At 70.0% G+C, this 26,784-nt stretch carries 27 protein-coding genes; 18 read left to right on the top strand and 9 right to left on the bottom strand.

The features are described from left to right. From AC1D1T_RS15160 to AC1D1T_RS15145, 4 genes are all read left to right on the top strand, one after another. Positions 1-342 (top strand): acyclic terpene utilization AtuA family protein (locus AC1D1T_RS15160; protein ID WP_477992086.1); only part of this gene is annotated, 342 nt, incomplete at its 5' end. Next, positions 339-713 carry an AtuA-related protein gene (locus AC1D1T_RS15155; RefSeq protein ID WP_477992085.1) on the top strand — a complete coding sequence of 125 codons (375 nt, stop codon included), beginning with the start codon at positions 339-341 and terminating at the stop codon, positions 711-713. The genes AC1D1T_RS15160 and AC1D1T_RS15155, both read left to right, overlap by 4 nt. A 30-nt stretch (positions 714-743) precedes the next feature. Continuing rightward, complete coding sequence (locus AC1D1T_RS15150) at positions 744-1,724, top strand: Bug family tripartite tricarboxylate transporter substrate binding protein (protein WP_477827303.1); 981 nt, start codon at positions 744-746, stop codon at positions 1,722-1,724. Between the two features lie 91 nt (positions 1,725-1,815). Further along, positions 1,816-3,939, top strand: a complete 2,124-nt coding sequence (locus AC1D1T_RS15145) for an alpha/beta hydrolase domain-containing protein (RefSeq protein WP_477992084.1) — start codon at positions 1,816-1,818, stop codon at positions 3,937-3,939. 8 nt (positions 3,940-3,947) lie between these two features. On the opposite strand, the gene AC1D1T_RS15140 is transcribed toward AC1D1T_RS15145, so the two are convergent. Then, positions 3,948-5,009, bottom strand: a complete 1,062-nt coding sequence (locus AC1D1T_RS15140; protein WP_477992083.1) for an AraC family transcriptional regulator — start codon at positions 5,007-5,009, stop codon at positions 3,948-3,950. Between the two features lie 122 nt (positions 5,010-5,131). Between AC1D1T_RS15140 and AC1D1T_RS15135 the strand changes: the two genes are divergently transcribed. From AC1D1T_RS15135 to AC1D1T_RS15115, 5 genes are read left to right on the top strand one after another with little or no spacing between them, the layout of a single operon-like run. Beyond that, positions 5,132-6,739 carry a carboxyl transferase domain-containing protein gene (locus AC1D1T_RS15135; protein ID WP_477992082.1) on the top strand — a complete coding sequence of 536 codons (1,608 nt, stop codon included), beginning with the start codon at positions 5,132-5,134 and terminating at the stop codon, positions 6,737-6,739. A 10-nt stretch (positions 6,740-6,749) separates the two neighbouring features. Next, positions 6,750-7,538 (top strand): enoyl-CoA hydratase/isomerase family protein, encoded by a 789-nt coding sequence (locus AC1D1T_RS15130; protein ID WP_477827735.1) that lies wholly within the window; start codon positions 6,750-6,752, stop codon positions 7,536-7,538. A 7-nt stretch (positions 7,539-7,545) separates the two neighbouring features. Continuing rightward, positions 7,546-8,166 carry a DUF4126 domain-containing protein gene (locus tag AC1D1T_RS15125; protein ID WP_477992081.1) on the top strand — a complete coding sequence of 207 codons (621 nt, stop codon included), beginning with the start codon at positions 7,546-7,548 and terminating at the stop codon, positions 8,164-8,166. Between the two features lie 26 nt (positions 8,167-8,192). Further along, complete coding sequence (locus tag AC1D1T_RS15120) at positions 8,193-9,347, top strand: dienelactone hydrolase family protein (RefSeq protein WP_477826350.1); 1,155 nt, start codon at positions 8,193-8,195, stop codon at positions 9,345-9,347. Between the two features lie 14 nt (positions 9,348-9,361). Next, positions 9,362-11,362 carry an acetyl/propionyl/methylcrotonyl-CoA carboxylase subunit alpha gene (locus AC1D1T_RS15115; protein WP_477992080.1) on the top strand — a complete coding sequence of 667 codons (2,001 nt, stop codon included), beginning with the start codon at positions 9,362-9,364 and terminating at the stop codon, positions 11,360-11,362. 16 nt (positions 11,363-11,378) lie between these two features. On the opposite strand, the gene AC1D1T_RS15110 is transcribed toward AC1D1T_RS15115, so the two are convergent. After that, a complete protein-coding gene (locus tag AC1D1T_RS15110) occupies positions 11,379-11,816 on the bottom strand; it encodes a hypothetical protein (RefSeq protein WP_477826352.1) in 438 nt (145 codons plus the stop codon). Between the two features lie 106 nt (positions 11,817-11,922). Between AC1D1T_RS15110 and AC1D1T_RS15105 the strand changes: the two genes are divergently transcribed. From AC1D1T_RS15105 to AC1D1T_RS15075, 7 genes are all read left to right on the top strand, one after another. After that, the gene (locus AC1D1T_RS15105) at positions 11,923-12,846 is read left to right on the top strand and encodes a hydroxymethylglutaryl-CoA lyase (protein ID WP_477826353.1); all 924 of its coding nucleotides are present in this window, start codon (positions 11,923-11,925) and stop codon (positions 12,844-12,846) included. Then, positions 12,843-13,343, top strand: coding sequence for a YbaK/EbsC family protein (locus AC1D1T_RS15100; protein ID WP_465112727.1), 501 nt, complete (start codon positions 12,843-12,845; stop codon positions 13,341-13,343). Before AC1D1T_RS15105 ends, AC1D1T_RS15100 begins: the two co-directional genes overlap by 4 nt. Positions 13,344-13,415: 72 nt before the next feature. Next, positions 13,416-13,934, top strand: coding sequence for a TlpA family protein disulfide reductase (locus AC1D1T_RS15095; RefSeq protein WP_465112726.1), 519 nt, complete (start codon positions 13,416-13,418; stop codon positions 13,932-13,934). Beyond that, on the top strand, positions 13,934-14,140 hold the full coding sequence (locus AC1D1T_RS15090; protein WP_477826355.1) for a DUF1289 domain-containing protein: 207 nt from the start codon (positions 13,934-13,936) through the stop codon (positions 14,138-14,140). Before AC1D1T_RS15095 ends, AC1D1T_RS15090 begins: the two co-directional genes overlap by 1 nt. After that, complete coding sequence (locus AC1D1T_RS15085) at positions 14,137-14,781, top strand: 2-hydroxychromene-2-carboxylate isomerase (RefSeq protein ID WP_465112724.1); 645 nt, start codon at positions 14,137-14,139, stop codon at positions 14,779-14,781. Before AC1D1T_RS15090 ends, AC1D1T_RS15085 begins: the two co-directional genes overlap by 4 nt. Positions 14,782-14,946: 165 nt before the next feature. Then, positions 14,947-16,626, top strand: a complete 1,680-nt coding sequence (locus AC1D1T_RS15080; protein WP_477992079.1) for an MFS transporter — start codon at positions 14,947-14,949, stop codon at positions 16,624-16,626. A gap of 128 nt (positions 16,627-16,754) precedes the next feature. Next, positions 16,755-16,967 (top strand): AbrB/MazE/SpoVT family DNA-binding domain-containing protein, encoded by a 213-nt coding sequence (locus AC1D1T_RS15075; protein WP_477826020.1) that lies wholly within the window; start codon positions 16,755-16,757, stop codon positions 16,965-16,967. Here the strand turns inward: AC1D1T_RS15075 and AC1D1T_RS15070 are convergent. The 7 genes from AC1D1T_RS15070 to AC1D1T_RS15040 all read right to left on the bottom strand — a co-directional run bounded on the left by AC1D1T_RS15070 (position 16,961) and on the right by AC1D1T_RS15040 (position 23,683). Next, the gene (locus AC1D1T_RS15070) at positions 16,961-17,200 is read right to left on the bottom strand and encodes a cysteine-rich CWC family protein (protein ID WP_052212083.1); all 240 of its coding nucleotides are present in this window, start codon (positions 17,198-17,200) and stop codon (positions 16,961-16,963) included. The two genes, AC1D1T_RS15075 and AC1D1T_RS15070, sit on opposite strands and share 7 nt — an antisense overlap. Continuing rightward, positions 17,181-18,023 carry a hypothetical protein gene (locus AC1D1T_RS15065; RefSeq protein ID WP_477826019.1) on the bottom strand — a complete coding sequence of 281 codons (843 nt, stop codon included), beginning with the start codon at positions 18,021-18,023 and terminating at the stop codon, positions 17,181-17,183. Before AC1D1T_RS15065 ends, AC1D1T_RS15070 begins: the two co-directional genes overlap by 20 nt. 196 nt (positions 18,024-18,219) lie before the next feature. Next, positions 18,220-19,770, bottom strand: coding sequence for a malonate--CoA ligase (locus tag AC1D1T_RS15060; RefSeq protein ID WP_477992078.1), 1,551 nt, complete (start codon positions 19,768-19,770; stop codon positions 18,220-18,222). Positions 19,771-19,800: 30 nt separating this feature from the next. Continuing rightward, positions 19,801-20,589, bottom strand: a complete 789-nt coding sequence (locus AC1D1T_RS15055; protein ID WP_477826017.1) for an enoyl-CoA hydratase/isomerase family protein — start codon at positions 20,587-20,589, stop codon at positions 19,801-19,803. Positions 20,590-20,599: 10 nt separating this feature from the next. Continuing rightward, a complete protein-coding gene (locus AC1D1T_RS15050; RefSeq protein WP_047506902.1) occupies positions 20,600-21,604 on the bottom strand; it encodes a Bug family tripartite tricarboxylate transporter substrate binding protein in 1,005 nt (334 codons plus the stop codon). 74 nt (positions 21,605-21,678) lie between these two features. Then, on the bottom strand, positions 21,679-22,986 hold the full coding sequence (locus AC1D1T_RS15045; protein ID WP_465112683.1) for a malonyl-CoA decarboxylase: 1,308 nt from the start codon (positions 22,984-22,986) through the stop codon (positions 21,679-21,681). Continuing rightward, entirely contained in the window at positions 22,979-23,683 is a 705-nt protein-coding gene (locus tag AC1D1T_RS15040; protein ID WP_477839498.1) for a GntR family transcriptional regulator, read from the bottom strand. Before AC1D1T_RS15040 ends, AC1D1T_RS15045 begins: the two co-directional genes overlap by 8 nt. Before the next feature lie 134 nt (positions 23,684-23,817). Between AC1D1T_RS15040 and AC1D1T_RS15035 the strand changes: the two genes are divergently transcribed. Then, positions 23,818-25,287 carry a sigma-54 interaction domain-containing protein gene (locus AC1D1T_RS15035; protein WP_477825807.1) on the top strand — a complete coding sequence of 490 codons (1,470 nt, stop codon included), beginning with the start codon at positions 23,818-23,820 and terminating at the stop codon, positions 25,285-25,287. 315 nt (positions 25,288-25,602) lie between these two features. Then, positions 25,603-26,784 (top strand): RHS repeat domain-containing protein (locus tag AC1D1T_RS15030; RefSeq protein ID WP_477992077.1); only part of this gene is annotated, 1,182 nt, incomplete at its 3' end.

Raw genomic sequence — 26,784 nt, 5'->3', positions numbered from 1 at the left:
GTGCTGCGCGAGCGGCTGCACGGCCTGGGCACGCTGCGCGCCGACCTGATCGGCGTCAGCAGCGTGTTCGCCGACGACGCCGGCACCTGGAACGGCAGCGCCGGCCTGCACAACGACCGCGACGGCCGCGACGTGCGCCTGCGCGTGGCGCTGCAGCACGCAGAGCGCCGGCAGGCCGAGCGCCTCGCGCGCGAGGTGACGGCGCTGTACACCTGCGGCCCGGCCGGCGGCGGCGGCGTGCGCACCGCGCTGCGTCGCCGCCTGGGCATCGCGAGTTGCAGCGTGCCGCGCGAGCGCGTCGATGCAGGGTTCGCATTCCTGCCAACCGGAGAGGGCGCATGAGCGACGAGATGAACGTCGAGGTCCCGCTCTACCGCGCCGCGCATGCGCGCACCGGCGACAAGGGTGACCGCGCCAACATCAGCCTGATCGCCTGGCACCCGCAGCTGTGGCCGCTGCTGGTCGCGCAGATCGACGAAGACGCGGTGCGCCGCCAGTTCGCGCACCGCCGCCCGGGCCGCATCGTGCGCCACCTGCTGCCGCTGCTGCACGCGATGAACTTCGTGCTCGACGACGTGCTCGACGGCGGCGTCAACGGCTCGCTGAACCTCGATGGCCACGGCAAGGCGCTGTCCTTCCTGCTGCTGGAGCTGCCGCTGCGCGTGCCGCGCACGCTGCTGCCGCTGCTGGCCGRCCCGCCGCTCGATCGCTGACGAATCCAAGAACCACACCGGAGACAAACGATGAAGATGTACCGTTCCCTGCTCGCGGCCGCGCTGGCGCTCACGGCGCTCGCCGCCGTGCCGCTGCACGCGCAGGCCCAAGTCCAGTCTTGGCCGGCCAAGCCGATCACCTTCGTCGTGCCGTTCGCGGCCGGCAGCGCCACCGACCAGCTGGCGCGCGCGCTCGGCCAGTCGATCACCGTCGACACCAAGCAGGCGGTCGTCGTCGACAACAAGGCCGGCGCGAGCGGCATGCTGGCGGCGCAGAGCGTGGCGCGCGCTGCGCCCGATGGCTACACCGTGCTGATCACCACCAACACCACGCACGCGGCCAACGAGCACCTCTACAGGAAGCTGCCCTATGACCCGGTGAAGGATTTCGCGCCAGTCACCGGGCTCGGCAAGGGCGGGCAGGTGATGGTGGTGAACGCGAACTCGCCGTACAAGACGGTGGCCGACGTGATCGCCGCGGCGAAGCAGCAACCGGGCAAGCTGAGCTTCGGCAGCGGCAGCTCGTCCAGCCGCGTGGCCGGCGAGCTGTTCAAGCAGATGGCGCACGTCGACCTGCTGCACGTGCCGTACAAGAGCAACCCGCTCGCGATCACCGACCTGCTGGGCGGCCAGATCGACCTGATGATCACCGACACCTCCACCGGCGTGCCGCAGGTGAAGGCCGGCAAGCTGCGCGCGCTCGGCATCTCGACCGCGCAGCGCTCGCCGCTGCTGCCCGAGGTGCCGACGATCGACGAGGCCGGCGTGAAGGGCTACGACATGGGCTACTGGTTCGCGGCCTATGTGCCGGCCGGCACGCCGGCTGCGGTGGTGCAGCGGCTGCGCGAGCTGCTGGTGGCCGGCACCGGCAGCGCCGCGGCGAAGAGCTTCTTCGACGGCAGCGGCTCGGTGCCGTTCACGACCACCTCCGACGGGCTGGCCGCCTTCCAGGCCACCGAGACCCGGAAGTGGGGCAAGGTCATCCAGGCCGCCGGCATCGAACCCGAGTGATCCGGGCGCTTCGGCGCACCCACCCGCCTCCCTGCAGCGGGCGCCGCCAGAGCGCCCCGGGGCGGAGCCTTTTCAATCGACAGGAGACAACATGACACGCTTCGATTTCAAGCGGCTGGCGGCGCTCGCGCTGGCAGCCTCGCTGGGCGCCTGCGGCGGTGACGATGGCGGCGCGCCCGCCCCCGCGCCCACCACGCCGCAGGTCCACCTCGCCATCACGGCCACCGAGGACGTGGCCGGCAGCTGGGGCAGCGTCGGCGCCTACGAGAAGCTCAGCGGCACGCTGCGCGGCGAGGTCGATCCGAAGGACCCGCACAACGCCGTCATCCAGGACCTGGCGCTCGCGCCCGTCAATGCGCGCGGCATGGTCGAGTACCAGTCGGAGTTCGTGCTGCTCAAGCCGAAGGACATGGCGAAGGCCAGCGGCGTGCTGCGCTACGACGCGCCGAACCGCGGCAACATCCTGACGATGCCGAACCCGGCCGCGACGCCGAGCGATGCGGTGTTCTTCGAACGCGGCTACGTGCTGCTGTACGCGGCCTGGCAGGGCGATGTGCCGAAGAGCAGCGCCGCGCGGCTGACGCTCAGCGTGCCGGTGGCGGTCAACAAGGACGGCAGCAGCATCACCGGCAGCTACCGCAGCGAGTTGATTCCCGCCGCCGCGACGCCGGTGATGACGCTGCCGGGCGGCGTCTTCAACGGCACGATGATTCCCTACGCCCCGGCCAGCCTCGACAACAGCCTGCCGGGCTACTCGCTGACACGCCGCCTCAACGAGGGCGATGCCCGCGTGGCCATCCCTCCGGCCGACTGGAAGTTCGCCGACTGCGACAACGCGGCCAAGCCTTTTCCCGGCACGCCCGACGGCAGCAAGGTCTGCCTGAAGGGCGGCTTCGATCCGGCCTGGCTGTACGAGCTGGTCTACGTCGCGAAGGATCCGAAGGTGATGGGCGTCGGGCTGGCCGCGCTGCGCGACACGGTGAGCTTCCTGCGCCACCGGGCGGCCGATGCCGATGGCGTCGCCAACCCGCTGGCGGGCCGCATCACGCATGCCATCGGCCAGGGCACCTCGCAGTCGGGCAACGCGATGAAGACCTTCCTGCACCTGGGCTTCAACCAGGCGCTGGACGGCAGCAAGGTGTTCGACGGCATTTACGCGCACGTGGCCGCGCGCCAGACCAACATCAACACGCGCTTCGCGGTGCCGGGCGGCGGCGGCGCGATCCGCACCGACCACACCGCGTTCGGGCAGACGGCACCGCGCGCGCTCGACAAGGACGCGGTCGATCCGCTGACCGGCCGGCAGGGCGGGGTGATGACGCGCTGCGCGGCCAGCAACACCTGCCCGAAGTTCTTCCTCGGCCTGTCGGGCACCGAGTTCTGGCAGTTGCAGGGCTCGCCGGTGCTGACCGATGCCTGGGGCTTCCGCGACCTCGTGCAGCCGGACAACGCCCGCATCTACTACTACGCGAGCACGCAGCACGGCGGCGCCGGCGGCACCGCGAGCATCGCCTACGTGCCGGGCAACAGCGTCTACCCGCGTGGCACGGTGGCGCACCACAGCGACACCTTCCGCGCGCTGTTCATCGCGCTGGAGGACTGGGTGGTGCGCGACACCGCGCCGCCGGCGAGCCAGGTGCCTTCGATCGCGGACGGCACGCTGGTGCGGCCCGACCAGCTGAGCTGGCCGGCGATCAAGGGCCTGAGCTGGCCGGTCGGCGGCGTCGCGACCGCGATCCCCGATTTCAGCTACCGCGGCTGGTTCAACGGCTACCGGGTGCTGGACTTCGGGCCGCAGTACGTGCCGCAGGACGAGAGCGGCATCGCGACGCAACTGCCCCCGCTGGCCGGCACCGACTACGCGATCCTGGTGCCGAAGGTCGATGCGTCGACCGGCCTGGCACTGGCAGGCATCCGCGGCGTGGAGGTGCAGGCACCGCTGGGCACCAGCATCGAGTTCAACTACGTCGCGGCGCCGGGCCAGATCGACCTGACGAGCCTGACCGGCAGCTACCTGCCGTTCCACGCGACCGAGGCGGCCCGGCTGGCGGCCGGCGATGCGCGGCCTTCACTCGAGTCGCTGTACGGCAACCAGGCCGGCTATGTGGCGGCGGTGACGGCCGCGGCGAACCGGCTGGTGGCGCAGCGCTTCCTGTTGCAACGGGATGCGGATCTGCGCATCCAGCAGGCCACCGCGACCACGGTGCTCCCGTAACCCGGACGCTAGCCCGGGGTGCCCCCCGGGCTGCGGAAATCGCGCGGCGACTTGCCGGTCCAGTGCTTGAACGCCCGCGCGAAGCTCTTCTCGTTGTCGAAGCCGACGGCCAGCGCCACCTGCTTGACCGGCCGGTCGGTGCGCAGCAGCAGCTCGCTGGCCTGGTCGCGCCGCACTTCATCCTTCAGCGCCTGCAAGCCGACGCCTTCGTCCTTCAGCTGCCGGTGCAGGCTGCGCACCGACAGGTTCAGCGCATGCGCCAGCGCGTCGGCCGTGCCGAGCCGCGCGGCATCCTGCCGCAGCARCTCGCGCACCCGCCGCGCCAGCAGCCGGTCGCGGCGGTACGGCAGCACGGTCAGCGGCAGGGCCCGCTGCAGCATGGCCTGCAGCGCGCGCTCGTCGCGGCGCAAGGGCATCGCGAGGTAATGCGCATCGAAGCTGAGCGTGGCCTGCGGCGCGTCGAAGCGCACCGGCCCGGGCGCGACCGGGAACAGCACCGGGTAGACCGCCTGGTGGGCCGGTGCGGCGAACGGGAAGGCCGCGTCGCGCAAGCCGATGCGTGAGTCAATGGCCCAGCAGGCAAAGCCGTGCAGGTAGCGCAGGCTGGTCACCAGGCAGAACTCGCGCAGCGCGCCGAAACGCCGCTGCTCTTCCAGCGTCACCGTGGCCCGCGTGGCATCGGCCCGCAGTGCCAGCACCAGGTCGTCGGTCAGCAGGCGGTGGTGGCGGCACCAGCGCTTCAGGGCCACGCCCAGCGTCGGCGCGGTGATCGAGGCGCGGCACAGCATGCCGTAGCTGCCCCAGGGCAGCCTGCGCGAGAACCAGCCGAGCGCTTCGTCGTCGAGCTGCTGCATCGCGAAGCCGCACAGCGCCTCCATCTGCGCGGCGGTGATCAGGCCGTCGGCGCGGCGCAGGTCGGCTGGCGTGATTTGTGCCTGCTGCAAGGCCTCGCGCGGGTCCTCGCCGTAGCGCTCGTAGGCCAGCACCACGGCACGCACGAAGGCCATCGGCGTGGCGGCGGTGCGGCCGCCGCGCAGCGGGACGGGAGCGGATGACGGGGTGCGAGGCATGCCCGCAAGTCTGGCACGATATGCAACCTGCATGGCCGCCGATGCGGTCGGTGGCTGCGTATGCTGCGCAAGCCTAGACTTCGCCCAGCGCGGCACCGGCGACCGCGCGCCCAGGAGACCTCATGCCCGCCCTCGCGTCCAAGCTCAGCCCCCGTTCGGAAGACTTCAAGGCCAACGCCGCGGCGATGCGCGTGCTGGTCGACGACCTGAACGCGAAGCTGGCGCGCATCGCGCAGGGCGGCGGCGACGGCCCCCGCGCCAAGCACGTCGCGCGCGGCAAGCTGCTGCCGCGCGACCGCGTCGAGATGCTGCTCGACCCCGACACGCCCTTCCTCGAAGTGGCGCCGCTGGCCGCGCTCGGCATGTACAACGACGACGCGCCGGGCGCCGGGCTGATCGCCGGCATCGGCCGCGTCTCGGGCGTCGACTGCATGATCGTCTGCAACGACGCGACGGTGAAGGGCGGCACCTACTACCCGATGACGGTCAAGAAGCACCTGCGCGCGCAGGAGATCGCGCAGGCCAACCGGCTGCCGTGCATCTACCTGGTCGACAGCGGCGGCGCCAACCTGCCGAACCAGGACGAGGTCTTTCCCGACCGCGACCACTTCGGCCGCATCTTCTTCAACCAGGCGCAGATGAGTGCGCACGGCATTCCGCAGATCGCCGTCGTGATGGGCTCGTGCACCGCCGGCGGCGCCTACGTGCCGGCGATGAGCGACGAATCGATCATCGTGAAGAACCAGGGCACGATCTTCCTGGCCGGCCCGCCGCTGGTGAAGGCGGCCATCGGCGAGGTGGTCAGCGCCGAGGAACTGGGCGGCGGCGACGTGCACACGCGCCTGTCCGGCGTGGCCGATCACCTGGCGCAGAACGACACGCATGCGCTCGCGATCGCGCGCACCGCGGTCGCCCACCTGAACTGGCGCAAGGATCCGGCGCTGCGCTGCATCGCGCCGCGCGCGCCGCTGTTCGATGCGGCCGAGCTGCACGGCGTGATCCCGACCGACACGCGCAAGCCGTTCGACGTGCGCGAGATCATCGCGCGCATCGTCGATGCGAGCGAGTTCGAGGAGTTCAAGGCGCGCTACGGCACGACGCTGGTCACCGGCTTCGCGCACATCGACGGCATGCCGGTGGGCATCGTCGCGAACAACGGCGTGCTGTTCTCCGAATCGGCGCAGAAGGGTGCGCACTTCATCGAGCTGTGCTGCCAGCGCAAGGTGCCGCTGGTGTTCCTGCAGAACATCACCGGCTTCATGGTGGGCCGCAAGTACGAGGCCGAGGGCATCGCCAAGCACGGCGCGAAGATGGTGACGGCGGTGTCGACCGCGCAGGTGCCCAAGTTCACCGTGATCATCGGCGGCAGCTTCGGTGCCGGCAACTACGGCATGTGCGGCCGCGCGTTCGACCCCCGGTTGCTGTGGATGTGGCCGAACGCGCGCATCTCGGTGATGGGTGGCGAGCAGGCCGCGAGCGTGCTGGCCACCGTGCGGCGCGACGGCATCGAGGCCAAGGGCGGCAGCTGGAGCGCCGAGCAGGAGGCCGCCTTCAAGCAGCCGGTGCTCGACCAGTTCGAACACCAGGCGCACCCGTACTACGCGAGCGCGCGGCTGTGGGACGACGGCGTGATCGACCCGGCCGACACGCGCCGCGTGCTGTCGCTCGCGATCAGCGCGAGCCTGAACGCACCGATCCCCGACGTGAAGTTCGGCGTGTTCCGGATGTGAGGGCGCCACGATGACCACCACCCTCGACATCCGCCGCGACGGCCCGGTCGCCCGCGTCTGGCTGAACCGCCCCGACGTGCGCAACGCCTTCAACGACAGCGTGATCGCCGAATTGCGCGAGACCTTCACCGCGCTCGGCGCCGACGCCGACCTGCGCGCCATCGTCCTCGGCGGCCACGGCAAGGCGTTCTGCGCCGGCGCCGACCTGGCGTGGATGCGCGCGATGGCTGACTACAGCTGGGAGCAGAACCGTGCCGATGCGCAGGCCCTGGCCGACATGCTGTGGGCGATCTACAGCTGCCCGGTGCCGGTGGTCGGCCGCATCCACGGCGACTGCTATGCCGGCGGTGTCGGGCTGGCCGCGGTGTGCGACGTGCTGGTGGCGTCCGACGCGGCGGCCTTCTGCCTCAGCGAGGCCAGGCTGGGCCTGCTGCCCGGCACCATCAGCCCCTACGTGATCCGCGCGCTGGGCGAGCAGGCCTCGCGGCGCTACATGGTGACGGCCGAGCGCTTCACGGCGATGCAGGCGCAGGCGCTCGGCTTCGTGCATGAGGTCTGCGTCGCCGACGCGCTGGACGCCCAGGTCGACGAGATCGTTGCGGCACTGGCCGCCAACGGCCCGATGGCGGCGCGTGCCTGCAAGCAGCTGGTGCAGGACATCGCCGGCCAGCCGATCAGCGCGGCCTTGCGCGAAGACACCGCGCGCCGCATCGCCGACATCCGCGCGAGCGACGAGGGCCGCGAGGGCGTGCAGGCCTTCCTGGCCAAGCGCAAGCCCGCGTGGCTGGAGCCGGGCTGACCCCGCCATGAACCTCGACACGCCGCAACTGCTCGCGATCGCCGCCGCGCTCGGCTGGGCCAGCGGGCTGCGCCTGTATGCGGTGCTGTTCCTGACCGGTGCGGCCGGCGCGCTGGGCTGGATCGAGCTGCCGCACGGGCTGCGCCTGCTGCAGCATCCGCTGATGCTGGGCGCGAGCGGGGTGATGCTGTGCGTCGAGTTCTTCGCTGACAAGATGCCCGGCGTCGACAGCCTGTGGGACGTGCTGCACACCGTGCTGCGCATCCCGGCCGGCGCGGCGCTGGCTGCCGCGGTGTTCGGCGCCGACCAGGCCACGTGGGCGACGATCGCGGCGGTGCTGGGTGGCGGGCTGGCGGCCAGCAGCCACGTCGCGAAGGCCACCACGCGCGCGGCCGCCAACACCTCGCCGGAGCCGTTCTCGAACATCGGCCTGTCGCTGCTCGGCGACGGGTTGGTGCCGGCGGTGCTGTGGTTGTCGTGGACGCATCCGCTGGTGTTGGCGGGGTTCCTGGTGCTCGCGCTTGCGGTGTCGGCGGCGCTGGTGTGGGTGCTGGCGAAATTCCTGCGGCAGCTGGTGCGCCGCTTTTCTGCCATGTCGCGTGGCGCCGCCGTCAGGGAGAGATCTTGAAAGCAGACTGGACATCGGCTTCGGCCATGGCACGCCTTGCAGCCGTGCTGTTGCTCGGCCTGTGGGGTGCAGGGGCTGGCGCGCAGGCGCAGGCCCCTGACGAGGCGGCCGTGCTGAAGGACCTGCGCGAGCAGACGCAGTTCATCAGCGTCACCGTGACCGACCTGTACGGCAAGCAGCAGACGCGGCAGATCCCGGTGATGATCTTCCGCCCGGCAGGCGACGGGCCGTTTCCGCTGGTCATCATGAACCACGGCCGCGCGACGGCCGAGAAGCGATCTGCGCAAGGCCGCCAGCGCTACGAGTGGCTGTCGCGCTACCTCGTCGGCAAGGGGTTCGCGGTGCTGCTGCCGACGCGCGTGGGCTATGCCGACACGTATGGCGATTTCGACCCGGAGGACACCGGCACCTGCCAATCGCGGCGTCCCGGGCCGATGGCCGTCGCGGTCGCCGACCAGGTGATGGCCACGCTGGCGTTCGCGAAGACGCTGCCCTACGTCGACACCTCGCGCTGGCTGGTGATGGGCCAGTCGGCGGGCGGCCTGACGGCGGTCGCCACCGTGTCGCGGCACCCGCCCGGCCTGGTGGGGGCGATCAACTTCTCGGGTGGCAGCGGTGGCGATCCGGACGGCCGCCCGCGCAATCCCTGCAGCCCGCAGCAGATCGAGAGCCTGTGGAAGGACCAGGCGCGCAGTGCGACGGCACCGATGCTGTGGCTCTACTGGGAGAACGACCTCTACTGGGGGCCGGACGTGCCGCGCCGCTGGCACGAGGCCTGGACCGCCGGCGGCGGCAAGGCCGAGTTCCACACGCTGGCCGCGGCGAGCCAGAACGGCCACGGCGCACTGAACTTCGACATGGACCACTGGGTGCCGTATGCCGAGGCCTTTCTCGCGAAGCTCGGCTTCGACACGCCGGGCGTGATCGCGCGTCCGCCCGCATCATCGTTCGCGGCCATCGACGAGATCGACAAGGTGCCGGTGAATGCCGCGACACGCGAAGGCCACTACCGCAAGTTCCTCGCCTCGAAGCTGCCGCGCGCCTACGCCATCGGCCCGAAAGGCGCGGCCGGCACCGCCAGCGGCGACTGGGCCATCGGCCGCGCGCTGGGCTTCTGCCAGCGCAAGGGCGAGCCCTGCAAGCTGTACGCGGTCGACAACGACGTGGTGTGGACGCCCTGAACCCGGAGACAACGATGTTCACCAAGATCCTGATCGCCAACCGTGGCGAGATCGCCTGCCGCGTCGCGGCCACCGCGCGCCGGCTCGGCATCCGCACCGTGGCGGTGTACTCCGACGCCGATGCCCATGCGCAGCACGTGCAGGCCTGCGACGAGGCGGTGCTGATCGGCGGCCCCGCGCCGAAGGACAGCTACCTGCGCGGCGACCGCATCATCGAGGCCGCGCGCGCCACCGGCGCGCAGGCCATCCACCCCGGCTACGGCTTCCTCAGCGAGAACGAGGACTTCGCGCAGGCCTGCGCCGAGGCCGGGCTGGTCTTCATCGGCCCGCCGCCGTCGGCGATCCAGGCGATGGGGCTGAAGGCCGAATCGAAGCGGCTGATGGCCGAGGCCGGCGTGCCGCTGGTGCCCGGCTACCACGGGGCCGACCAGGACCCGCAGCTGCTGCAGCGCGAGGCCGACCGCATCGGCTACCCGGTGCTGATCAAGGCCAGCGCCGGCGGCGGCGGCAAGGGCATGCGGGCGGTGCCATCGTCGGCCGAGTTCCAGGACGCGCTCGCGTCGTGCAAGCGCGAGGCCATCAACAGCTTCGGCGACGACGCGGTGCTGGTCGAGCGCTACGTGACCCGTCCGCGCCACATCGAGATCCAGGTGTTCGCCGATGCGCACGGCCGCTGCGTCTACCTGTTCGAGCGCGACTGCTCGGTGCAGCGCCGCCACCAGAAGGTGCTGGAGGAAGCTCCGGCACCCGGCATGACCGAGGCGCGGCGGCGCGAGATGGGGCAGGCCGCCGTGGCGGCGGCGCAGGCGGTGGGCTACGTGGGGGCCGGCACGGTGGAGTTCATCGCCGAGCCCTCGGCCGACGGCGACCTGCGCTTCTACTTCATGGAGATGAACACCCGGCTGCAGGTCGAGCACCCGGTGACCGAGGCGATCACCGGGCTGGACCTGGTGGAGTGGCAGCTGCGCGTCGCGGCCGGCGAGCCGCTGCCGCTGGCGCAGGAGCAGCTGCGCATCCACGGCCACGCGATCGAGGCGCGGCTGTGTGCCGAGAACCCCGATGCGCAGTTCCTGCCGGCCACCGGCACGCTGCAGGTGTTCCGCACGCCGCCGGCCGCCGCGTTCGAGCGCGCCGACGTGCGGTTGGATGCCGGCGTGCGCGAGGGCGACGCGATCTCGCCGCACTACGACTCGATGATCGCCAAGCTGATCGTCTGGGGGGCCGACCGCGCGCAGGCGCTGGCGCGGCTCGATGCAGCGCTCGCGCAGACGCACATCGTCGGGCTGCACACCAATGTCGCGTTCCTGCGGCGGGTCGTGGCGAGCCGGTCGTTCGCAGAGGCCGACCTCGACACCGCGCTGATCGAGCGCGAGCGCGTGGCGCTGTTCGAAGCGCCGCCGCTGCCGCTGGAGTGCGTCGCGGCCGGCGTCGTCGCGCATGCGATCGCGGCCGAGGCGGCGCTGCAGACCGACGACCCGTGGTCGCGGCGCGACGGCTGGCGGCTGCACGGCGGCGCGCAGCGGCGCTTCGACATCGAGCTGCAGGGCACCCACCACACGGTGATGCTGGAGCGCAACCACCGTGGCGCGATGACGCTGGCGATCGGTGCCGAACGGCATGCGTTCGAGGCGCAGGCCTTGTCGGCGGATCGGCATGCGGTGGTGGTCGGCGGCCGGCGCTGGGTGCTGGCCGTCTACGCGGTCGGCGAGCGCATCGCGGTGTTCGCGCCCGAGGGCTCGGCGCTCGCCAGCGAGGTCGACCTGCTGGCGCATGCCGGTGACGGCGCGGCCGAAGGCGGCCGGCTGACCGCGCCGATGCCCGGCAAGGTGGTGGCCTTCCTCGCGAAGCCCGGCGACAGCGTCAAGCAGGGCCAGCCGCTCGCGGTGCTGGAGGCGATGAAGATGGAGCACACGATCACCGCGCCGCGCGACGGCACGGTGGAGGAGCTGCTGTATTCAGCGGGCGATCAGGTGGGCGAGGGTGGCGAACTGCTGCGCTTGCGCGCCCCGGCCTGATGACCTCAGGGCGGCCTCAGTGGCGGCCGGACCCCAGGCGCAGCCAGCTCGACGGCTTGTGCCAGCTCGCGCCGGTGGTTTCCGGCTGCGCCGGCTCCAGCTCGGCCGGTTGCGTGATGCCGAAGCCGCTGGTGTCCTGGGCCCAGGCCAGGTCCTGCTTCGCCGCGGCGCGCGGTGCGGCGGGCTTGGTGGACGCTTTCGGGGGGGATGTCGGCACAGGCCTGTCCGGCACGACGCGCGGGCGGGACGCCTTCTTCGCCTCGGGCCGGGCAACGGCCCACTGCCGTGCCAGCGATTCCAGTTCGGGTTGGCCGGAGGCCTGGCACACGAAGAGGATCTCGCGGGCTTCCTCGGGCTGCCGCAGCATCACCTCGACGTCGATGCCTTCCCCGAGCCATTGCTTCAGGCCGAAATGGATTCGGGTGGCGATGCGAAGTTCGGCGGGTGTGGACACGACATGCTCCAGTCAGTTCAGGTATCTTCGACAGGCCCCGCTCGGCTCGCCATCCCCGGACAAAGGGGGGGTGCCCCTCGCGGACCTTCCCATCGAGACTTAAGTCATGATTCCAACCCACGTCACGCTGGTCGATGTCAGTCCACGCGATGGACTGCAGAACGAAGCGAAGCAGGTCGACGCTGCGCACAAGATCGAACTGGTGCACCGGCTGCAGGCGGCCGGGCTGCGCGAGATCGAGGTCACCAGCTTCGTGAGCCCCAAATGGGTGCCGCAGATGGCCGACAACGCCGAGGTGATGGCCGGGCTGCAGCGCAAGCCGGGCGTGCGCTACTCGGTGCTGACGCCGAACCTGCGCGGCTTCGAGGCTGCGCTCGTGACCCGGCCCGACGAGATCGTCGTGTTCGCGGCCGCCAGCGAGGCCTTCAGCCAGCGCAACATCAACTGCAGCATCGACGAGAGCATCGAACGCTTCCGCCCGGTGGTCGAGGCGGCACATGCGAACGGCATCAAGGTGCGCGGGGCGATCTCGTGCGCGCTCGGCTGCCCGTACCAGGGCGAGGTCAGCCCCGATGAGGTCGAGCGCGTCGTGCGGCTGATGCGCGGCATCGGCGTCGACCACTGCGGCGTGGCCGACACCATCGGCGTCGGCACGCCGAAGCGGGTGCAGGCGGCGCTGGAGCGCGCGCTGCGCCACTACCCGCTGGTGGAGGTGAGCGGGCATTTCCACGACACCTACGGGCAGGCGCTGGCCAACATCTACGCGAGCCTCGAGTTGGGCGTGCACACCTTCGATGCCAGCGTGGCCGGCCTGGGCGGCTGCCCGTATGCCAAGGGCGCGACCGGCAACGTCGCGACCGAGGACGTGCTGTTCATGCTGGACGGGCTGGGCATTGACACCGGGATCGACCTGAACGCGCTGGTCGATGCCGGCAACTACATCTCGCAGGTGCTGGGCCGCGCGCCGGTGTCGCGCGCGGGCAAGGCGCTGCTGGCGAAGCGGGCGGCTGCGGCGGAGGCGAAGGCATGAGCGAGACAACGCTGATTCAGGATCTGCAGGACCTGCCCGAAGGCTTCCGCCACGTCAGCGCGGTGCTGGGCACGCTGGGCCATCCGCATGCGCCGATCCTGCTCGAGGTGAATGCGCGCACCGCGCAGGAGGCGGCCGATGCGCTGGGCGTGCAGCTCGGCCAGATCGCGAAGAGCGTGATCTTCCGGCGCCGCGCCGACGATGTCGCGGTGCTGGTCGTGACCTCGGGCGACCGCCGCGTCGACGAGAAGAAGGTGGCGGCGCTGGCCGGCCCGCTCGGCCGCGCCGATGCCGATTTCGTGAAGGCGCGCACCGGCTTCACGATCGGCGGGGTGTCGCCGGTCGGCCATGCGAATGCGCCGGTCACGCTGATCGACCGCGAGCTGCTCCGCTTCGACGAGATCTGGGCGGCGGCCGGGCACCCGAAGGGCGTGTTCAGGCTGAGCCCGGCCGAGCTGCAGGCGCTGACGCAGGCGCCGGTAGCCGACGTGACCTGATGTGATCGACTTCACGTAATGCCCGTCCGGCCCTGGCGACCAATGCACAGCTCCACTTCTGCAGGCTGCGCCATGACCTCCCGCCTCGATCGCCGTTCCTTCCTGTCGACCGCTGCGCTGGCCGCACTCGGCCATGCCGTGCCGCTGCACGCTGCGCCGGCGGCGCCGGGCCATGCGCTGGCCGGCAACACGCTGGAAGGGCGTCGCTACGAACTGGCGCAGGACGCGGGCAAGGCGGTGCTGGTGTTCTTCTGGTCCACCGACTGCCCGGTGTGCCGCGACAAGATGCCCGAGCTGCGCGCGAACTACGAGGCGTGGCGCGACAAGCCGTTCCAGCTGGTCGCGGTGAGCCTCGACCGCAGCCTGGCGGCGGTGCGCGAGTACGACGCGATCCTGAACCGCGTCGTGCCGATGAAGCAGCAGTTCCCGATGCTGTGGCGCGCCGATGCGACGCACCGCGACGATTTCGGGGCGATGGCGCAGACGCCGACCTCGTTCATCCTCGACAAGCAGCACCGCGAGGTGAAGCAGGTCCGCGGTCGCATCGATGCCTCGCTGTGGGACGACATCGCCGAACTGGTGCTCACCTGATGGACGAAGCGGCCGCCGTGGCAAGCCCCTGCGTGAACGTCTGCCGGATGGAGGCGGCCAGCGGCCTGTGCGCCGGCTGCTGGCGCACGATCGACGAGATCGCGGCGTGGTCGAAGATGGACGACGACGGCAAGCGGCAGGTCTGGCAGGCGATCGCGCTGCGCAAGGCGGCCGTGCCGGTCGTCGATGAGGAGCGGTCGCGATGAAGCAACTCCGGTTCTGGTTCGACGTGATCTCGCCGTACGCCTACCTGGCGTTCGAGCGCCTGCCGCAGGTGCTGGAAGGGCACGGCGTCGCCGTGGCGTACCAGCCGGTGCTGTTCGCCGGGCTGTTGTCGCAATGGGGGCAGAAGGGCCCGGCCGAGATCGCTCCGAAGCGCGACTGGACCTACCGGCAGGTGGCGTGGCTGGCGCACCGGCACGGCATCCCGATGCAGATGCCGGCGCAGCATCCGTTCAACCCGCTCGCGCTCCTGCGCCTGGGCCTGGCCTGCCGCGGCCCGCTTGCGACCCCGAACCGCTGGGTCTGCGAGCAGCTGATGCACCACGTGTGGCGCGGCGGCGCGGACGCGAACGATCCGCAGCGGCTGGAGGCGCTCGCGCAGCGGCTGCAGCCGGCGCTCGATCCGCAGGGCGACGAGGTCAAGGCCGCGCTGAAGGCAGCGACCGCACAGGCGGTGTCGCTCGGCGTCTTCGGGGTGCCGACGGTCGAGGTCGACGGCCGGCTGTTCTGGGGGCTCGATGGATTGGAGCTGCTGCAGGGCTGGCTGGCCGGCGATCCGTGGTTCGACGGGCCCGCGTGGGACGACGCGGCGCGGCAGCCGGTGGGCATTCAGCGTAAGCCCTAGGTCGGGTCATCCCTCGTTTCTCACGATGAGAAACGAGTCGTCAGGGTTGTCACTGAACTTGTCAGCCGGCGTTCAGCTTGGCGTCAGGGATGGGTCAGAGGGCGTCGTGAAGATGCGGCACGCCTTGCCGTTCGGCAAGGAGCCTGACGACAAGGAGACATTCCAATGGCAACTGCAGTGGCCAAACCGGCACGCAACCCCGCGGCGCCGATGACGGCGGAGGAGCGCAAGGTCATCTTCGCGTCCAGCCTCGGCACCGTGTTCGAGTGGTACGACTTCTACCTGTACGGCACGCTGGCCGCCATCATCGGCAAGCAGTTCTTCTCCAACCTCGACCCGGCTTCGCAGGTCATCTTCTCGCTGCTCGCGTTCGCGGCCGGCTTCATCGTGCGGCCGTTCGGCGCGCTGGTGTTCGGGCGGCTGGGCGACATGATCGGGCGCAAGTACACCTTCCTGGTGACGATCCTGATCATGGGTCTGTCGACCTTCATCGTCGGCGTGCTGCCGACCTACGCATCGATCGGCGTCGCCGCCCCGGTGATCCTGATCGGCCTGCGGCTGCTGCAGGGCCTGGCGCTCGGCGGCGAGTACGGCGGTGCCGCCACCTACGTGGCCGAGCATGCGCCGCACGGCAAGCGCGGGGCCTTCACCTCGTGGATCCAGACCACGGCGACGCTCGGTCTGTTCCTGTCGCTGCTGGTGATCCTGGGCACGCGCACCTGGATCGGTGAGGAAGCGTTCGCCGACTGGGGCTGGCGCATTCCGTTCCTGGTCTCGATCCTGCTGCTGGCCGTCAGCGTGTGGATCCGCCTGTCGATGAACGAATCGCCGGCCTTCAAGAAGATGAAGGAAGAGGGCAAGACCTCGAAGGCACCGCTGACCGAGTCGTTCGGCCAGTGGAAGAACCTGAAGATCGTGATCCTGGCACTGGTCGGGCTGACGATGGGCCAGGCCGTGGTCTGGTACACCGGCCAGTTCTACGCGCTGTTCTTCCTGACGGGCGCGCTGAAGGTCGACGGGGCGACGGCCAACGTGCTGATCGCCGCCGCGCTGCTGATCGGCACGCCGTTCTTCATCGTGTTCGGCACGCTGTCGGACAAGATCGGCCGCAAGCCGATCATCATGGCCGGCTGCCTGATCGCGGCGCTGACCTACTTCCCGCTGTTCAAGGCGCTGACCGAGACGGCCAACCCCGAGCTCGCGGCGGCCCAGAAGAGCGCCAAGGTCACGGTGACGGCCGACCCGTCGGAGTGCTCGTTCCAGTTCAACCCGACCGGCGTGGCCAAGTTCACCAGCTCGTGCGACATCGCCAAGCAGGTGCTGGCGGCAGGCTCGGTGAGCTATGACAACGTGGCCGGCACCGGCCCGGCGAAGATCTCGATCGGCGACAAGACGATCGAATCCTTCTCGTCGAAGGGGCTGCCGGCCGACGAGGCCAAGGCCAAGGATGCCGCCTTCAAGAAGGACGTGGCGGCGGCCCTGAAGGAACACGGCTACCCGGCCAAGGCCAAGCCGATCTCCTTCATGAGCGGCCAGTGGTGGACGCTGGTGGCGATCCTGTCGGTGCTGGTGATCTACGTGACGATGGTCTACGGCCCGATCGCCGCGATGCTGGTGGAGATGTTCCCGACGCGCATCCGCTACACCTCGATGAGCCTGCCGTACCACATCGGCAACGGCTGGTTCGGCGGCCTGCTGCCGGCGACGGGCCTGGCGATCGTGGCGCAGACCGGGAACATGTACAACGGCCTGTGGTACCCGATCGTGTTCGCGTCGATCACCTTCGTGGTGGGGATGCTGTTCGTCAAGGAGACGAAGGACGTCGACATCTACGCGAGCGATTGAGCGCGCACGGTTGACGTGAATTCGAGGCGCGGGCCGTGGCGACACGGCCCGCGTTTGCGTTTGCGGCGCAGGAACTTCCTCCGGCCCGGTGCCACTCAGTCTCATCGATGCCTGAGAGGGGTACAAGGATGAACGCCACCGCCACCCTGTCGAGCAAATTCCAGATCACCAATCCGAAAGCCGTGCGTGAGAAGCAGAACTGGCAAGCCGGTCAGGAGTTCGTGTTCATCCCCAAAGGCAACGGTGTTCTCGTGATGCCGGTTCCCGAACTTGCCGAGTTGGCGGGCATCGCCAAAGGCGCGCGCAAGAACGGCTATCGCGACCGCAAGGATCGCTATTGACGCGAGGGATTCCGCTCGACCTGCGCGTCGAGATCGGCAGCCTGAGACATCTCGATCAGGCAATCGCCGCACAGGCACCGGTCGTACGCCGACCGAAGCCGCGCCAGCGTTTCCGCGCTGAGCACCACGCGGCTGCACCAGCACGGCTGGTCGTCATTCACGCCGCAATGGAACGCCCGCTCGCAGCGCGGGCAGAGGCTGTCGTCGCCGCTGTCAGCCGGCAGCGCGTCCACGTTGCCGCCGCAACAGCGCCGTCGCCAGCGCGAGGCCACCCAGCCACGCGAAGCCGAGCGCACCGCCGCCCTCGTCGCTGTTGTTGCTGCCGCCGCTGCTGCCGCCGCCGTTCCCGCCGCTCGGCGGCGGCGTCACCACGCCGACCGCACCGGCCAGCGCGACGGTGCGCGTGAACTTGGTGGTGGAGGTGCCGGGGTGCATGGTGATGGTCAGCGTTGCGTTGTAGCCCGCGGTGTCCGGGGCGCTGAACGAGATCGTCGCACGGCAGGTGGCCGCGTTGGCGAGTTTCTGCGCACTGCAGGTGTCGCTCTTCAGCGTGAAGCGTGCCGCGCCGGTTCCGCTGATCGCGACGCTGTCCACCGTGACCTGCCCGAAGGTCTTGCCGTTGGCCAGGTCCAGGTTCTGCGACACGGTCGGGGTGTTCACCGCGCTGGCCGAGAAGCTCAGCTCGGTCTCGCTGGTCTTCGGCGTGTCGGCGAGGTAGGCGGCGAGGTCGGTCATCTGGTCGACCTCGAGCACCTGGAACTGCTTCATCTGGCTGAAGTTGTTCAGCGCATAGCCGAGGCGGTTCAGCGCCGTCTCGGCATCGATCGCGGCGAACTGGTTGTGCTGGCCGGTGGTCGTGAAGCTGATCTGGTCGCGGCGGTTCTGCACGTTCGTGTGGCAGCTGGTGCAGTTGCCGGTGAACGAGCGGCCCGTCTGGTTCATCGTGTCCTCGAACAGCAGCTTGCCGACCACGGGGTCGTAGTCCGCGTGCGCGGCGAAGGCGGTCGCGGCCAGCGCGGCGGCAAGGGCGGTGCGGGCGAGGTTCGAGGCGGACATGGCGGCTTTTCCGATGGGCACGAGCCGAAAACCCTGCAAGGGCCCTGCCACCCGCTGCAACACCCGCTGTTCCCCGTAGGACGGGGGAGGCGCTACCCAGGCAGGCGACCATTCGCGCCCACGGGGTGCCGCAGCATGTCAATCGCGTTGCGCGCCCTCACAGGCGACGCATTCGCTTACGCCGCGCGCGGCAGCGTCAACCCGCGGCGAACAGCCCCTTGTGCCTCTCGCGCAGCAGGTTCTTCTGCACCTTGCCCATCGTGTTGCGAGGCAATTCCTGCACCAGCTCGACCAGCTTGGGCACCTTGAAGTTCGCGATCTGCGCCTTCWGGGCCGCCGCGATCGCGGCCCCTTCGAGCTGCGCGCCGGCGCGCGGCACCACCACCGCCACCACCGCCTCGCCGAAGTCCGGATGCGGCACGCCGACCACCGCGCTCTCGGCCACGCCCGGCATGTCGTTGATGTAGCCCTCGATCTCGGCCGGGTAGACGTTGTAGCCGCCGCTGATGATCAGGTCCTTGCTGCGCCCGACGATGCACACGTAACCGCGTTCGTCGATGCGGCCGACGTCGCCGGTCTTGAACCAGCCGTCGGCGGTGAACTCTTCCTTCGTCTTCTCCGGCATGCGCCAGTAGCCGGCGAACACGTTCGGGCCCTTCACCTCGATGCCGCCGATCTCGCCGCGCGCGCAGTCTTGACCTCCATCGCGGCCTTCGTCGCGCACCCGCAGCTGCACGCCCGGCAGCGGGAAGCCCACCGTGCCGGCGCGGCGCTCGCCGTCGGCCGGGTCGTACGGGTTCGAGGTCAGCATCACCGTCTCGCTCATGCCGTAGCGCTCGAGGATGGCCTGCCCGGTGCGCTCGCGCCAGGCGTTGAAGGTCTCGGGCAGCAGCGGTGCCGAACCGGCGACGAACAGCCGCATGTTGCTGCAGGCCGCGTGCGTGAGCCCGGGCTCGGCGAGCAGCCGCACGTACAGCGTCGGCACGCCCATGAACACCGTTGCCTGCGGCAGCGCGGCCAGCACGCGCTTCGGGTCGAACTTCGCGAGCCAGATCATCTTGCTGCCGTTCAGCAACGCACCGTGGATCGCGACGAACAGCCCATGCACGTGGAAGATCGGCAGCGCATGCACCAGCACGTCGCCCGGCTTCCATCCCCAGTACGCCTTCAGCGTGCGCGCATTGCTCAGCATGTTGCCGTGCGTCAGCATCGCGCCCTTGCTGCGGCCGGTGGTGCCGCTGGTGTACAGGATGGCCGCCAGGTCGTCGGCGCCGCGCACCGCCGGCTCATGCCGGTCGCTCTGGTGCGAGGCGCGCTCCAGCAGGCTGCCGGTGCGGTCGTCGCCGAGCGTGAACACATGGCGCGTGCCCGCCTTGAAGGCGATCTTGCTGACCCAGCCGAAGTGCTTCGGCGCGCACACCACCACCGCCGGCTCGGCATTGCCGATGAAGTACTCGATCTCGGCGGCCTGGTAGGCGGTGTTCAGCGGCAGGTAGACGAAGCCGGCACGCAGCACCGCGAGGTACAGCATCAAGCCCTCGACCGACTTCTCGGTCTGCACCGCGACGCGGCTGCCGGCCGGCAGCTCCAGCGATTCGAGCAGGTTCGCGAGCATCGCGGTCGCGCGCTCGAGGTCGCGCCAGCTGTAGCTGAGCGGCGCGTCGCCGTCGGCCACCTCGATCGCGGTCGCGTCGAGGTCGGCGGGAAAGGCCGCGCGCAACGCGGCGAACAGGTTTTCACTACTCATCGAACCTCCTCGGGTATCTTCAACCGCGCTTCAACCGCGCTGGAAATGCGGCGGGCGCTTCTCGATGAAGGCCTGGATGCCTTCACGGTGTTGGGGGCTGTCGGCATAGCCGTAGTGCGCGCGGCGCTCGTCGGCGCTCGGCCCGCCGGCGGCCAGCTGGCGCAGCGTGCGCTTGTTGATGCGCGCGGCCTGCGGCGACAGCGCCGCGAGCGCACGCGCGCGCTGCAGCGTGTGCGGCGCGACCTGTTCGTCGGCCACCACCGCATGCACCAGGCCGCGCTGCAGCGCAAGCGAGGCATCGACCAGGCGCGCCTCGAGCAGCATCTCGCGCAAGGTGGGCGCGGGCACCACGCGCGCCAGCAGCTGCAGCTCGCCCGGTGCCATCGGGAAGCCGAGCTTCGCGATCGGTGCGCCGAAGCGGCTGCCCATGCCGGCGATGCGGATGTCGCAGCAGGCGGCGATCTCGAGCCCGCCGCCGACGCAGGCGCCCTCGATCTGCGCGATCACCGGGATGTCGCAGTCGAGCAGCGCCTGCAGCGCGGGCGCGACGGTGTGCTCGTGGAAATCGTGCAGCCGCTGCTCGTCGAAGCGGAACTGCGCGAACTCGCCGATGTCGCCGCCGGACGCGAACTGCCCGTCGGCCCCGCAGACGATCACCGCATGCGGCGCATCCGCCGCATCCTGCGCCTGCAGCCGCACGAACACGTCGCGCAGCGCCTGCCACATCGCGATGTCGATCGCGTTGTGCTTGCCGGGGTGGGCGATGACGACCCGGGCGATGCCGGGTTCGTCATGGCTCAGCGTGATGGAACCGGGCACGCGCGCCTCGTCAATCAAGTTTTGCGCCGGAGGCCTTGACGACGTCGGCCCAGCGCTTGATCTCGCCGTTGACGAACTTGCCGAACGCGTCGCCGTACAGGTTGGGCGTCTCGGCACCGAGGCCGTTCCAGGCCTTCACGAGGTCGTCGGAGGTGAGCGCCTTCTTCATCTCGGCGCGCATCGCCTCGACGATCTCCTTCGGCGTGTTCTTCGGCGCCCACAGGCCGTACCAGGTGGCGACCTGGTAGGTGGGCAGGCCGGCCTCGGCCGAGGTCGGCACGTCGGCGAAGCCCGGTGCGCGGCGCTCGGAGGCGACGGCCAGCGCCTTGATGCGCCCGCCCTTGATGTGGTTGGCTGACGAACCGAGGCCGTCGAACATCATGTCGACCTGGCCGGCGATCAGGTCCTGCAGCGCCGGGCCCGCCCCGCGGTACGGGATGTGGGTGATGAAGGTCTTGGTCTGCAGCTTGAACAGCTCGCCGGCCAGGTGGTGCGAGGTGCCGTTGCCGGCCGAGCCGTAGTTCAGCTTGCCGGGGTTCTTGCGGGCGTACTCCAGCAGGCCCTTCAGGTCGGTGACCGGCACGCGCTGCGGGTTGACCACGATCACCTGCGGCACGCTGGAGATCAGGCCCACCGGGATGAAGTCGGTCTCGATGTTGTAGTCGAGCTTCGGGTACATCGACGGGGCGATCGCGTGGTGCACCGCGCCCATGAAGAAGGTGTAGCCGTCGGGCGCCGCATGCGACGCGACGGTGGCGCCGACGTTGCCGCCCGCACCGCCCTTGTTGTCGATCAGGAACTGCTTGCCGGCGTTCTTGCTCATCAGCCCGAACAGCGGGCGCGCGAACGCATCGGTGCCACCGCCCGCCGGGAACGGCACGACGATCGTGACCGGCTTGCTCGGCCAGCCGCCGCTCTGTGCGCCGGCGAACGGCACGGCCAGCGTGGCCGCCGCGGCGGCGCCGGTGCGAAGAACGTCTCGTCGTGTCGGCGCGCGTCGTGAATCGAAGCTCATGGTGTCTCCCGGTCGTTGAGTGTGGAGCAGGGCGGGCCGCGCTCGGCCCGTTGGGTGCGGAAGCGCTTGCCTTCCTACAGCAGGGCGGCCACGGCGCGCGAATGCGCCACGTCGCCCTGGGTGAATTTCTCGTGGCTGGTCTCGACCTTCTGCAGGTCGTAGAGGTAGTTGACCATCATCCCGAACGATTGCTTGAGTCCTTTGCGCGAGAGGTTACCCGAAGGATTGAGCCGTTCGAGCCGCGCGCCGTTGTCGAGGTGGAAACGCGCCACCGCATCGCCGCCCGGCGTGGTCGACACGTGCACCAGGTAGGCGGCGCACAGGCGGGCCAGCGCCTCGCGTTCGGCCTCGGCCAGGCCTTGCAGCGTGGCGGCGGTGGCGAGCGTGGCCAGGTCGCCGCCGCTCGCTTCGTCGAGCAGCTCGCGCGCCTGCACCAGCCGCTCGGCCTCGCCGCGCTTCAGGCCGGGCAGCGCGGCCAGGTCGCTGCGGGCCGTCAGCCAGGTGGCGAAGCCGGGGATCGGCGACAGCGTGCAGAAGGTCTTGAGCTGCGGCAGCTCGCGCTTGAGCTGCTCGGCCACGCGCTTGATCAGGAAGTTGCCGAGCGACACGCCCTTCAGCCCCGGCTGGCAGTTGCTGATCGAGTAGAACGCCGCCACCTTGAACTGGTCCGGCGGCAGCGGCTGCGAGTTCTTGTCGATCAGCGGCGCGATCGCGCCCGGCATCTCGGGCAGCAGAGCCACCTCGACGAAGATCAGCGGCTCGTCGGGCAGCTGAGGGTGGAAGAACGCGAAGCAGCGGCGATCGGGCTGCAGCCGCCGGCGCAGGTCGTCCCAGCCGTCGATCTCGTGCACCGCCTCGTGGTGGATGATCTGCTCCAGCAGCTGCGCGGGCGAGCGCCAGTCGACCTTCTGCATCTGCAGGAAGCCGGGGTTGAACCACGACGACAGCAGGTGCAGGAAATCGGCCTCCAGCGCGCGCAGCTCGGGCTGCGCCTTCACGCGGGCGAGCAGCTTGCGGCGCATCGCGACGATGTGCGCGGTGCCGCCCGGCGTGCGGTTGATGCGGCGCAAGAGCTCCTGGCGTGGCGGCTCGGCGAGGTGGGTCAGGCGGATCAGGTTGTCGGCCGAGGGCTCGTCGGCATAGGCCTGCGCCACCGACAGCACCGCCTTCGGGTCGGGGCTGAAATCGCGCGACAGGCGCTCGAAGAAGCCGGCCTGCTGGTCGTCGGGCAGGCCGCTGAAGCGGGCCACCAGGCCGCTCGCGATCGCGACGCTGTTGGCCTCGCCGCGCTCGGAGAGCAGGCGGCGGCAGTCGAGCATCAGGCTGCGCAGCGCGCGGTCGTTGCCGGCGCGGCGGGCGGCGTTCTTCAGGCCTTCAAGCATGGTGTTGTCCCTGGTCGATGGAGGCTTCCTGGGCCGCTTCATGGGCGCGCAGCGCCTTCAGCGCGGCGAGCTGGGCCAGCAGGTGGTCGTGCATCAGCTGCTCGGCGCGCGCGGCGTCGCGCTGCTCGATGGCCTCGATCAGGCGGCGGTGCTCGCCGATCGATTCGTCGATGCGCCCCGGCCAGTTCAGCTGGCGCCCGCGCAGCAGCCGCACGAAGCGGCGCAGGTCGGTGGTGGCGCGGTCGAGCCAGCGGTTGGCGGCCAGTGCCTGCACGGTGCTGTGGAAATCGTGGTTCGCGCGGTAGTAGCCGTCGATGTTGTGCGCCGCGGCGTGCTTCTCGAGCGCCGCATGCAGGCGCTGCAGCAGCCTGATGTCGGCGGGCGTCGCCTTGCGCACCGCCTCGAACGCGCAGCGGCCTTCGAGCAGCGCCATCACCGGGAACAGCTCGTCGGCATCGTCCTCCGACAGCTCGGTCACCTTGCAGCCCTGGCGCGGCACCAATTCGACCAGCCCTTCGGCGGCCAGCACCTTCAGCGCTTCACGCAGCGGCGTGCGGCTGATCTTCCAGTCGCTGGCCAGTGCGAGCTCGTCGATCCACTGGCCGGGCGCCAGCTGGCGCTCGAACACCATGTTGCGCAGGCGAGCGGCCACTTCTTCGTGAAGCGATGCTGGGCGCAGAGGTGTCGGGTCGACCATGGGGTTCTCACCGGTGGGCCGCCACGGTGCGGCGGTTCGGATGACTCTAAATCCAGTAATTCATAATTACAAGAGGGGCTGCGACAAAGACAAACCCTGAGTGCGCGGCGCGGTGTGCTCGCTACAGTGTCCGCGTGCCAGACACCCCTGAATTCCCGACGCCGCCGACCTTGCCGGCCGATGCCGACGCGCTGCTGAAGCTGGCCGCGCGCAGCATGTTCGACACGCTCGCGCGCACTGCGATGGGCATGCTGGTGGTCGATCGCCGGCACCGCATCGTGTGGATCAGCGAGGGCTACAAGCGATTCCTGCCGGCGCTCGGCCATGCGGAGGACGACTTCGTCGGCCGGCTGGTCGAGGAGGTGGTGCCGAACACGCTGATGGCGCACGTGATCGACAGCGGCCAGCCGATGCTGGTGGACCTGCTGACCAACCAGGCCGGCACCTTCCTCGTGAGCCGGCTGCCGCTGCGCGACGAGCGCGGCGAGGTGATCGGTGCGATGGGCATGGTGCTGCTCGACCACCCCGAGACGACGATGCAGCCGCTGATCACGAAGTTCAGTCACCTGCAGCGCGAGCTGGACGATGCGCGCCGGCAGCTCGCCGCGCAGCGCCGGCCGAAGTTCACGGTGGCGAGCTTCATCGGCGCGAGCCCGCAGGCGATGGAGGTCAAGCGGCAGGCGCGGCGCGTGGCGCAGACCGACAGCACGGTGCTGCTGCTGGGCGAGACCGGCACCGGCAAGGAGCTGCTCGCGCATGCGATCCATGCGGCGAGCACGCGGGCCTCGCGCGCGTTCGTCGGTGTCAACATCGCCGCGGTGCCCGACAGCCTGCTCGAGGCGGAGTTCTTCGGCGTCGCGCCCGGCGCGTACACCGGCGCAGATCGCAAGGGCCGCGACGGCAAGTTCAAGCTGGCCGATGGCGGCACGCTGTTCCTGGACGAGATCGGCGACATGCCGCTCGCGCTGCAGTCGAAGCTGCTGCGCGTGCTGCAGGAGCAGGAGGTGGAGCCGCTGGGCAGCAACACGGTGCAGCGCGTGGACGTGCGCATCATCGCGGCGACCAGTCGCGACCTGCCGGCGATGGTGGCCGACGGGCGCTTTCGCGCCGACCTGTTCTACCGGCTCAACGTGCTGCCGATCCGGCTGCCGGCGCTGCGCGAGCGCATGGCCGACCTGGAGGCCTTGATCGAGGCGCTGGCCGATGACATCGCGCGGCGCAGCGGGCTGCCGCACAAGAGCCTGGAGCCGGATGCGCTGGCGCTGCTGGCGCGACACCGCTGGCCGGGCAACATCCGCGAGCTGCGCAACGTGCTGGAGCAGGCGACGCTGATGACCGATGACATGACGCTCAGCGCGCGGCATTTCAGGCACGTGGCGGCGCAGGACAGCGGTGGGTTGGCGATCGAGGCGGCGCTGGAACCGTTGCCGGTTCCCGTGAGGGTGTCGACGCCGAAGTCACTGCCGCAGGCGATCGCCGAACTGGAATGCCGCGCGATCCGCGAGGCGCTCGCGGCGACCGGCGGCAACAAGCTCGCGGCCTCGCGGCTGCTGGGGATCTCGCGGGCGACCTTGTACGAGAAGCTGCCGCATCTGAACGGGTAGGTCTTCCCCGATCGAAACCCGAAAGAGCCTCGCAATGGAATAGCGATGGATCTGCACAATTCGCGCCGTGAGGCTTGGCAGTTTGTCAACAACTGTCCACCAGCCGCGACACGCACTTGCGGCGGTCATTTCGTTCCAGTCTAATCCGCGCACTCCGCAGTCGATCCCCTCCCACGAAGAGGGCACGACGGCGGTCATGTCAAGGTACGCAAGGTCATTCGGAGGAACGCAATGTCAAGTGGATGGAAGCGCCTGCGGGCGCTGGCGGCGCCATGGGCGCAAGCCAAGGCGAAAGCGATCGCCATGATGTGGTCGGTGGCGGTGGCGCTGCTGTGCATGGGTTGGATCGGCAGCGCGCAGGCGACCGACGTCCTGGATCCGTACTGGCACTACATCTCGGAGCCCTTCGCGGACGCGGAGTCGCCACAGGGCAGCTGCGACCTGATGGCCGCAAGATTTGGCGGACCGCTGGTCTTTCACGCGGTGCCGGTCGGATTCGGCCAGGGGAAATGGGTTGTCGGCGAGTGCTGGACGGCGGACCCCGTCAGCCCGGCAGCGTTCTCTGCGGTGTTCCACGTCGCAACCTGCCCGCCCGACTACGCGCTCGTCGACTACCCGGCTGCGCCCGATGCCGCGAGCTGCCAACTCGGTGGCGAAGTGGTCGACATCCCGGTGGCGCTCTCCCCACCGCCGCCCGAATGCGATGTCTGCAAGGGCAACCCGATCTACCCGCTGCGCGGCGTGAAGCATGAGGAGGTGGACACGGGTCTCGTGATCGGGCGCACGACGCTGACGTTCAGCTACGACACCACCAGCAAGACGCCGAAGACGCCGAAGGTCTATGCCAGCGTTCCCGGCCTGGAGCAGATCGGAAGCGTCCTCGGCAGTTCTCTGTGGTACAGCAACCTGCACCGCAGAGGGACTGTGCGTACCTACAGTGGCGGGACCGTCCTGCCGGTGGTCGCCGTCTTTCCGCGGGGATACGCGCAGGTGATCTCGATGCCGCGGGCAGCGGACGGCACCTTCGCGGCGGAGCCGGGCGACGCCGATCGACTCATGTCGATCGCGGGTGGAGGCCATCGCTACAACGACAGCAAGCACAACGCGCAGGAGATCTTCGACGCCGCCGGCGTGTTGACGAGCATCGCGTGGACCGACGGCACGCTGGCCAGCTTCACGTACAGCGACGGCACGACGCCGGCGAGCATCGCGCCGGCGCCGGGCCTGCTGATCGGGGCGATGGACAACCGGGGGCACAGCCTGAGCTTTCGCTACGTCGCGGCGGGAGCGTTGACGCGCCTCGCCAGCATCACGGACGCCGCCGGACAGTCGACCACCCTCGGCTACGACAGCCAGAACAGGCTGATGGGCATCACGTGGTCCGATGGCACGACGCGCAGCTTCCTGTACGAGAACAGCGGCCTGCCGTGGGCGCTGACGGGTGTCAGCGATGAACGGGCGAAACGGTACTCGACCTTCACCTACGACATCGAGGGC

This window comes from Rhizobacter sp. P2_H3, assembly GCF_056403355.1.
The sequence above is the reverse complement of the archived record's forward strand: the minus strand, read 5'-3'. Positions and strand labels throughout refer to the sequence as shown.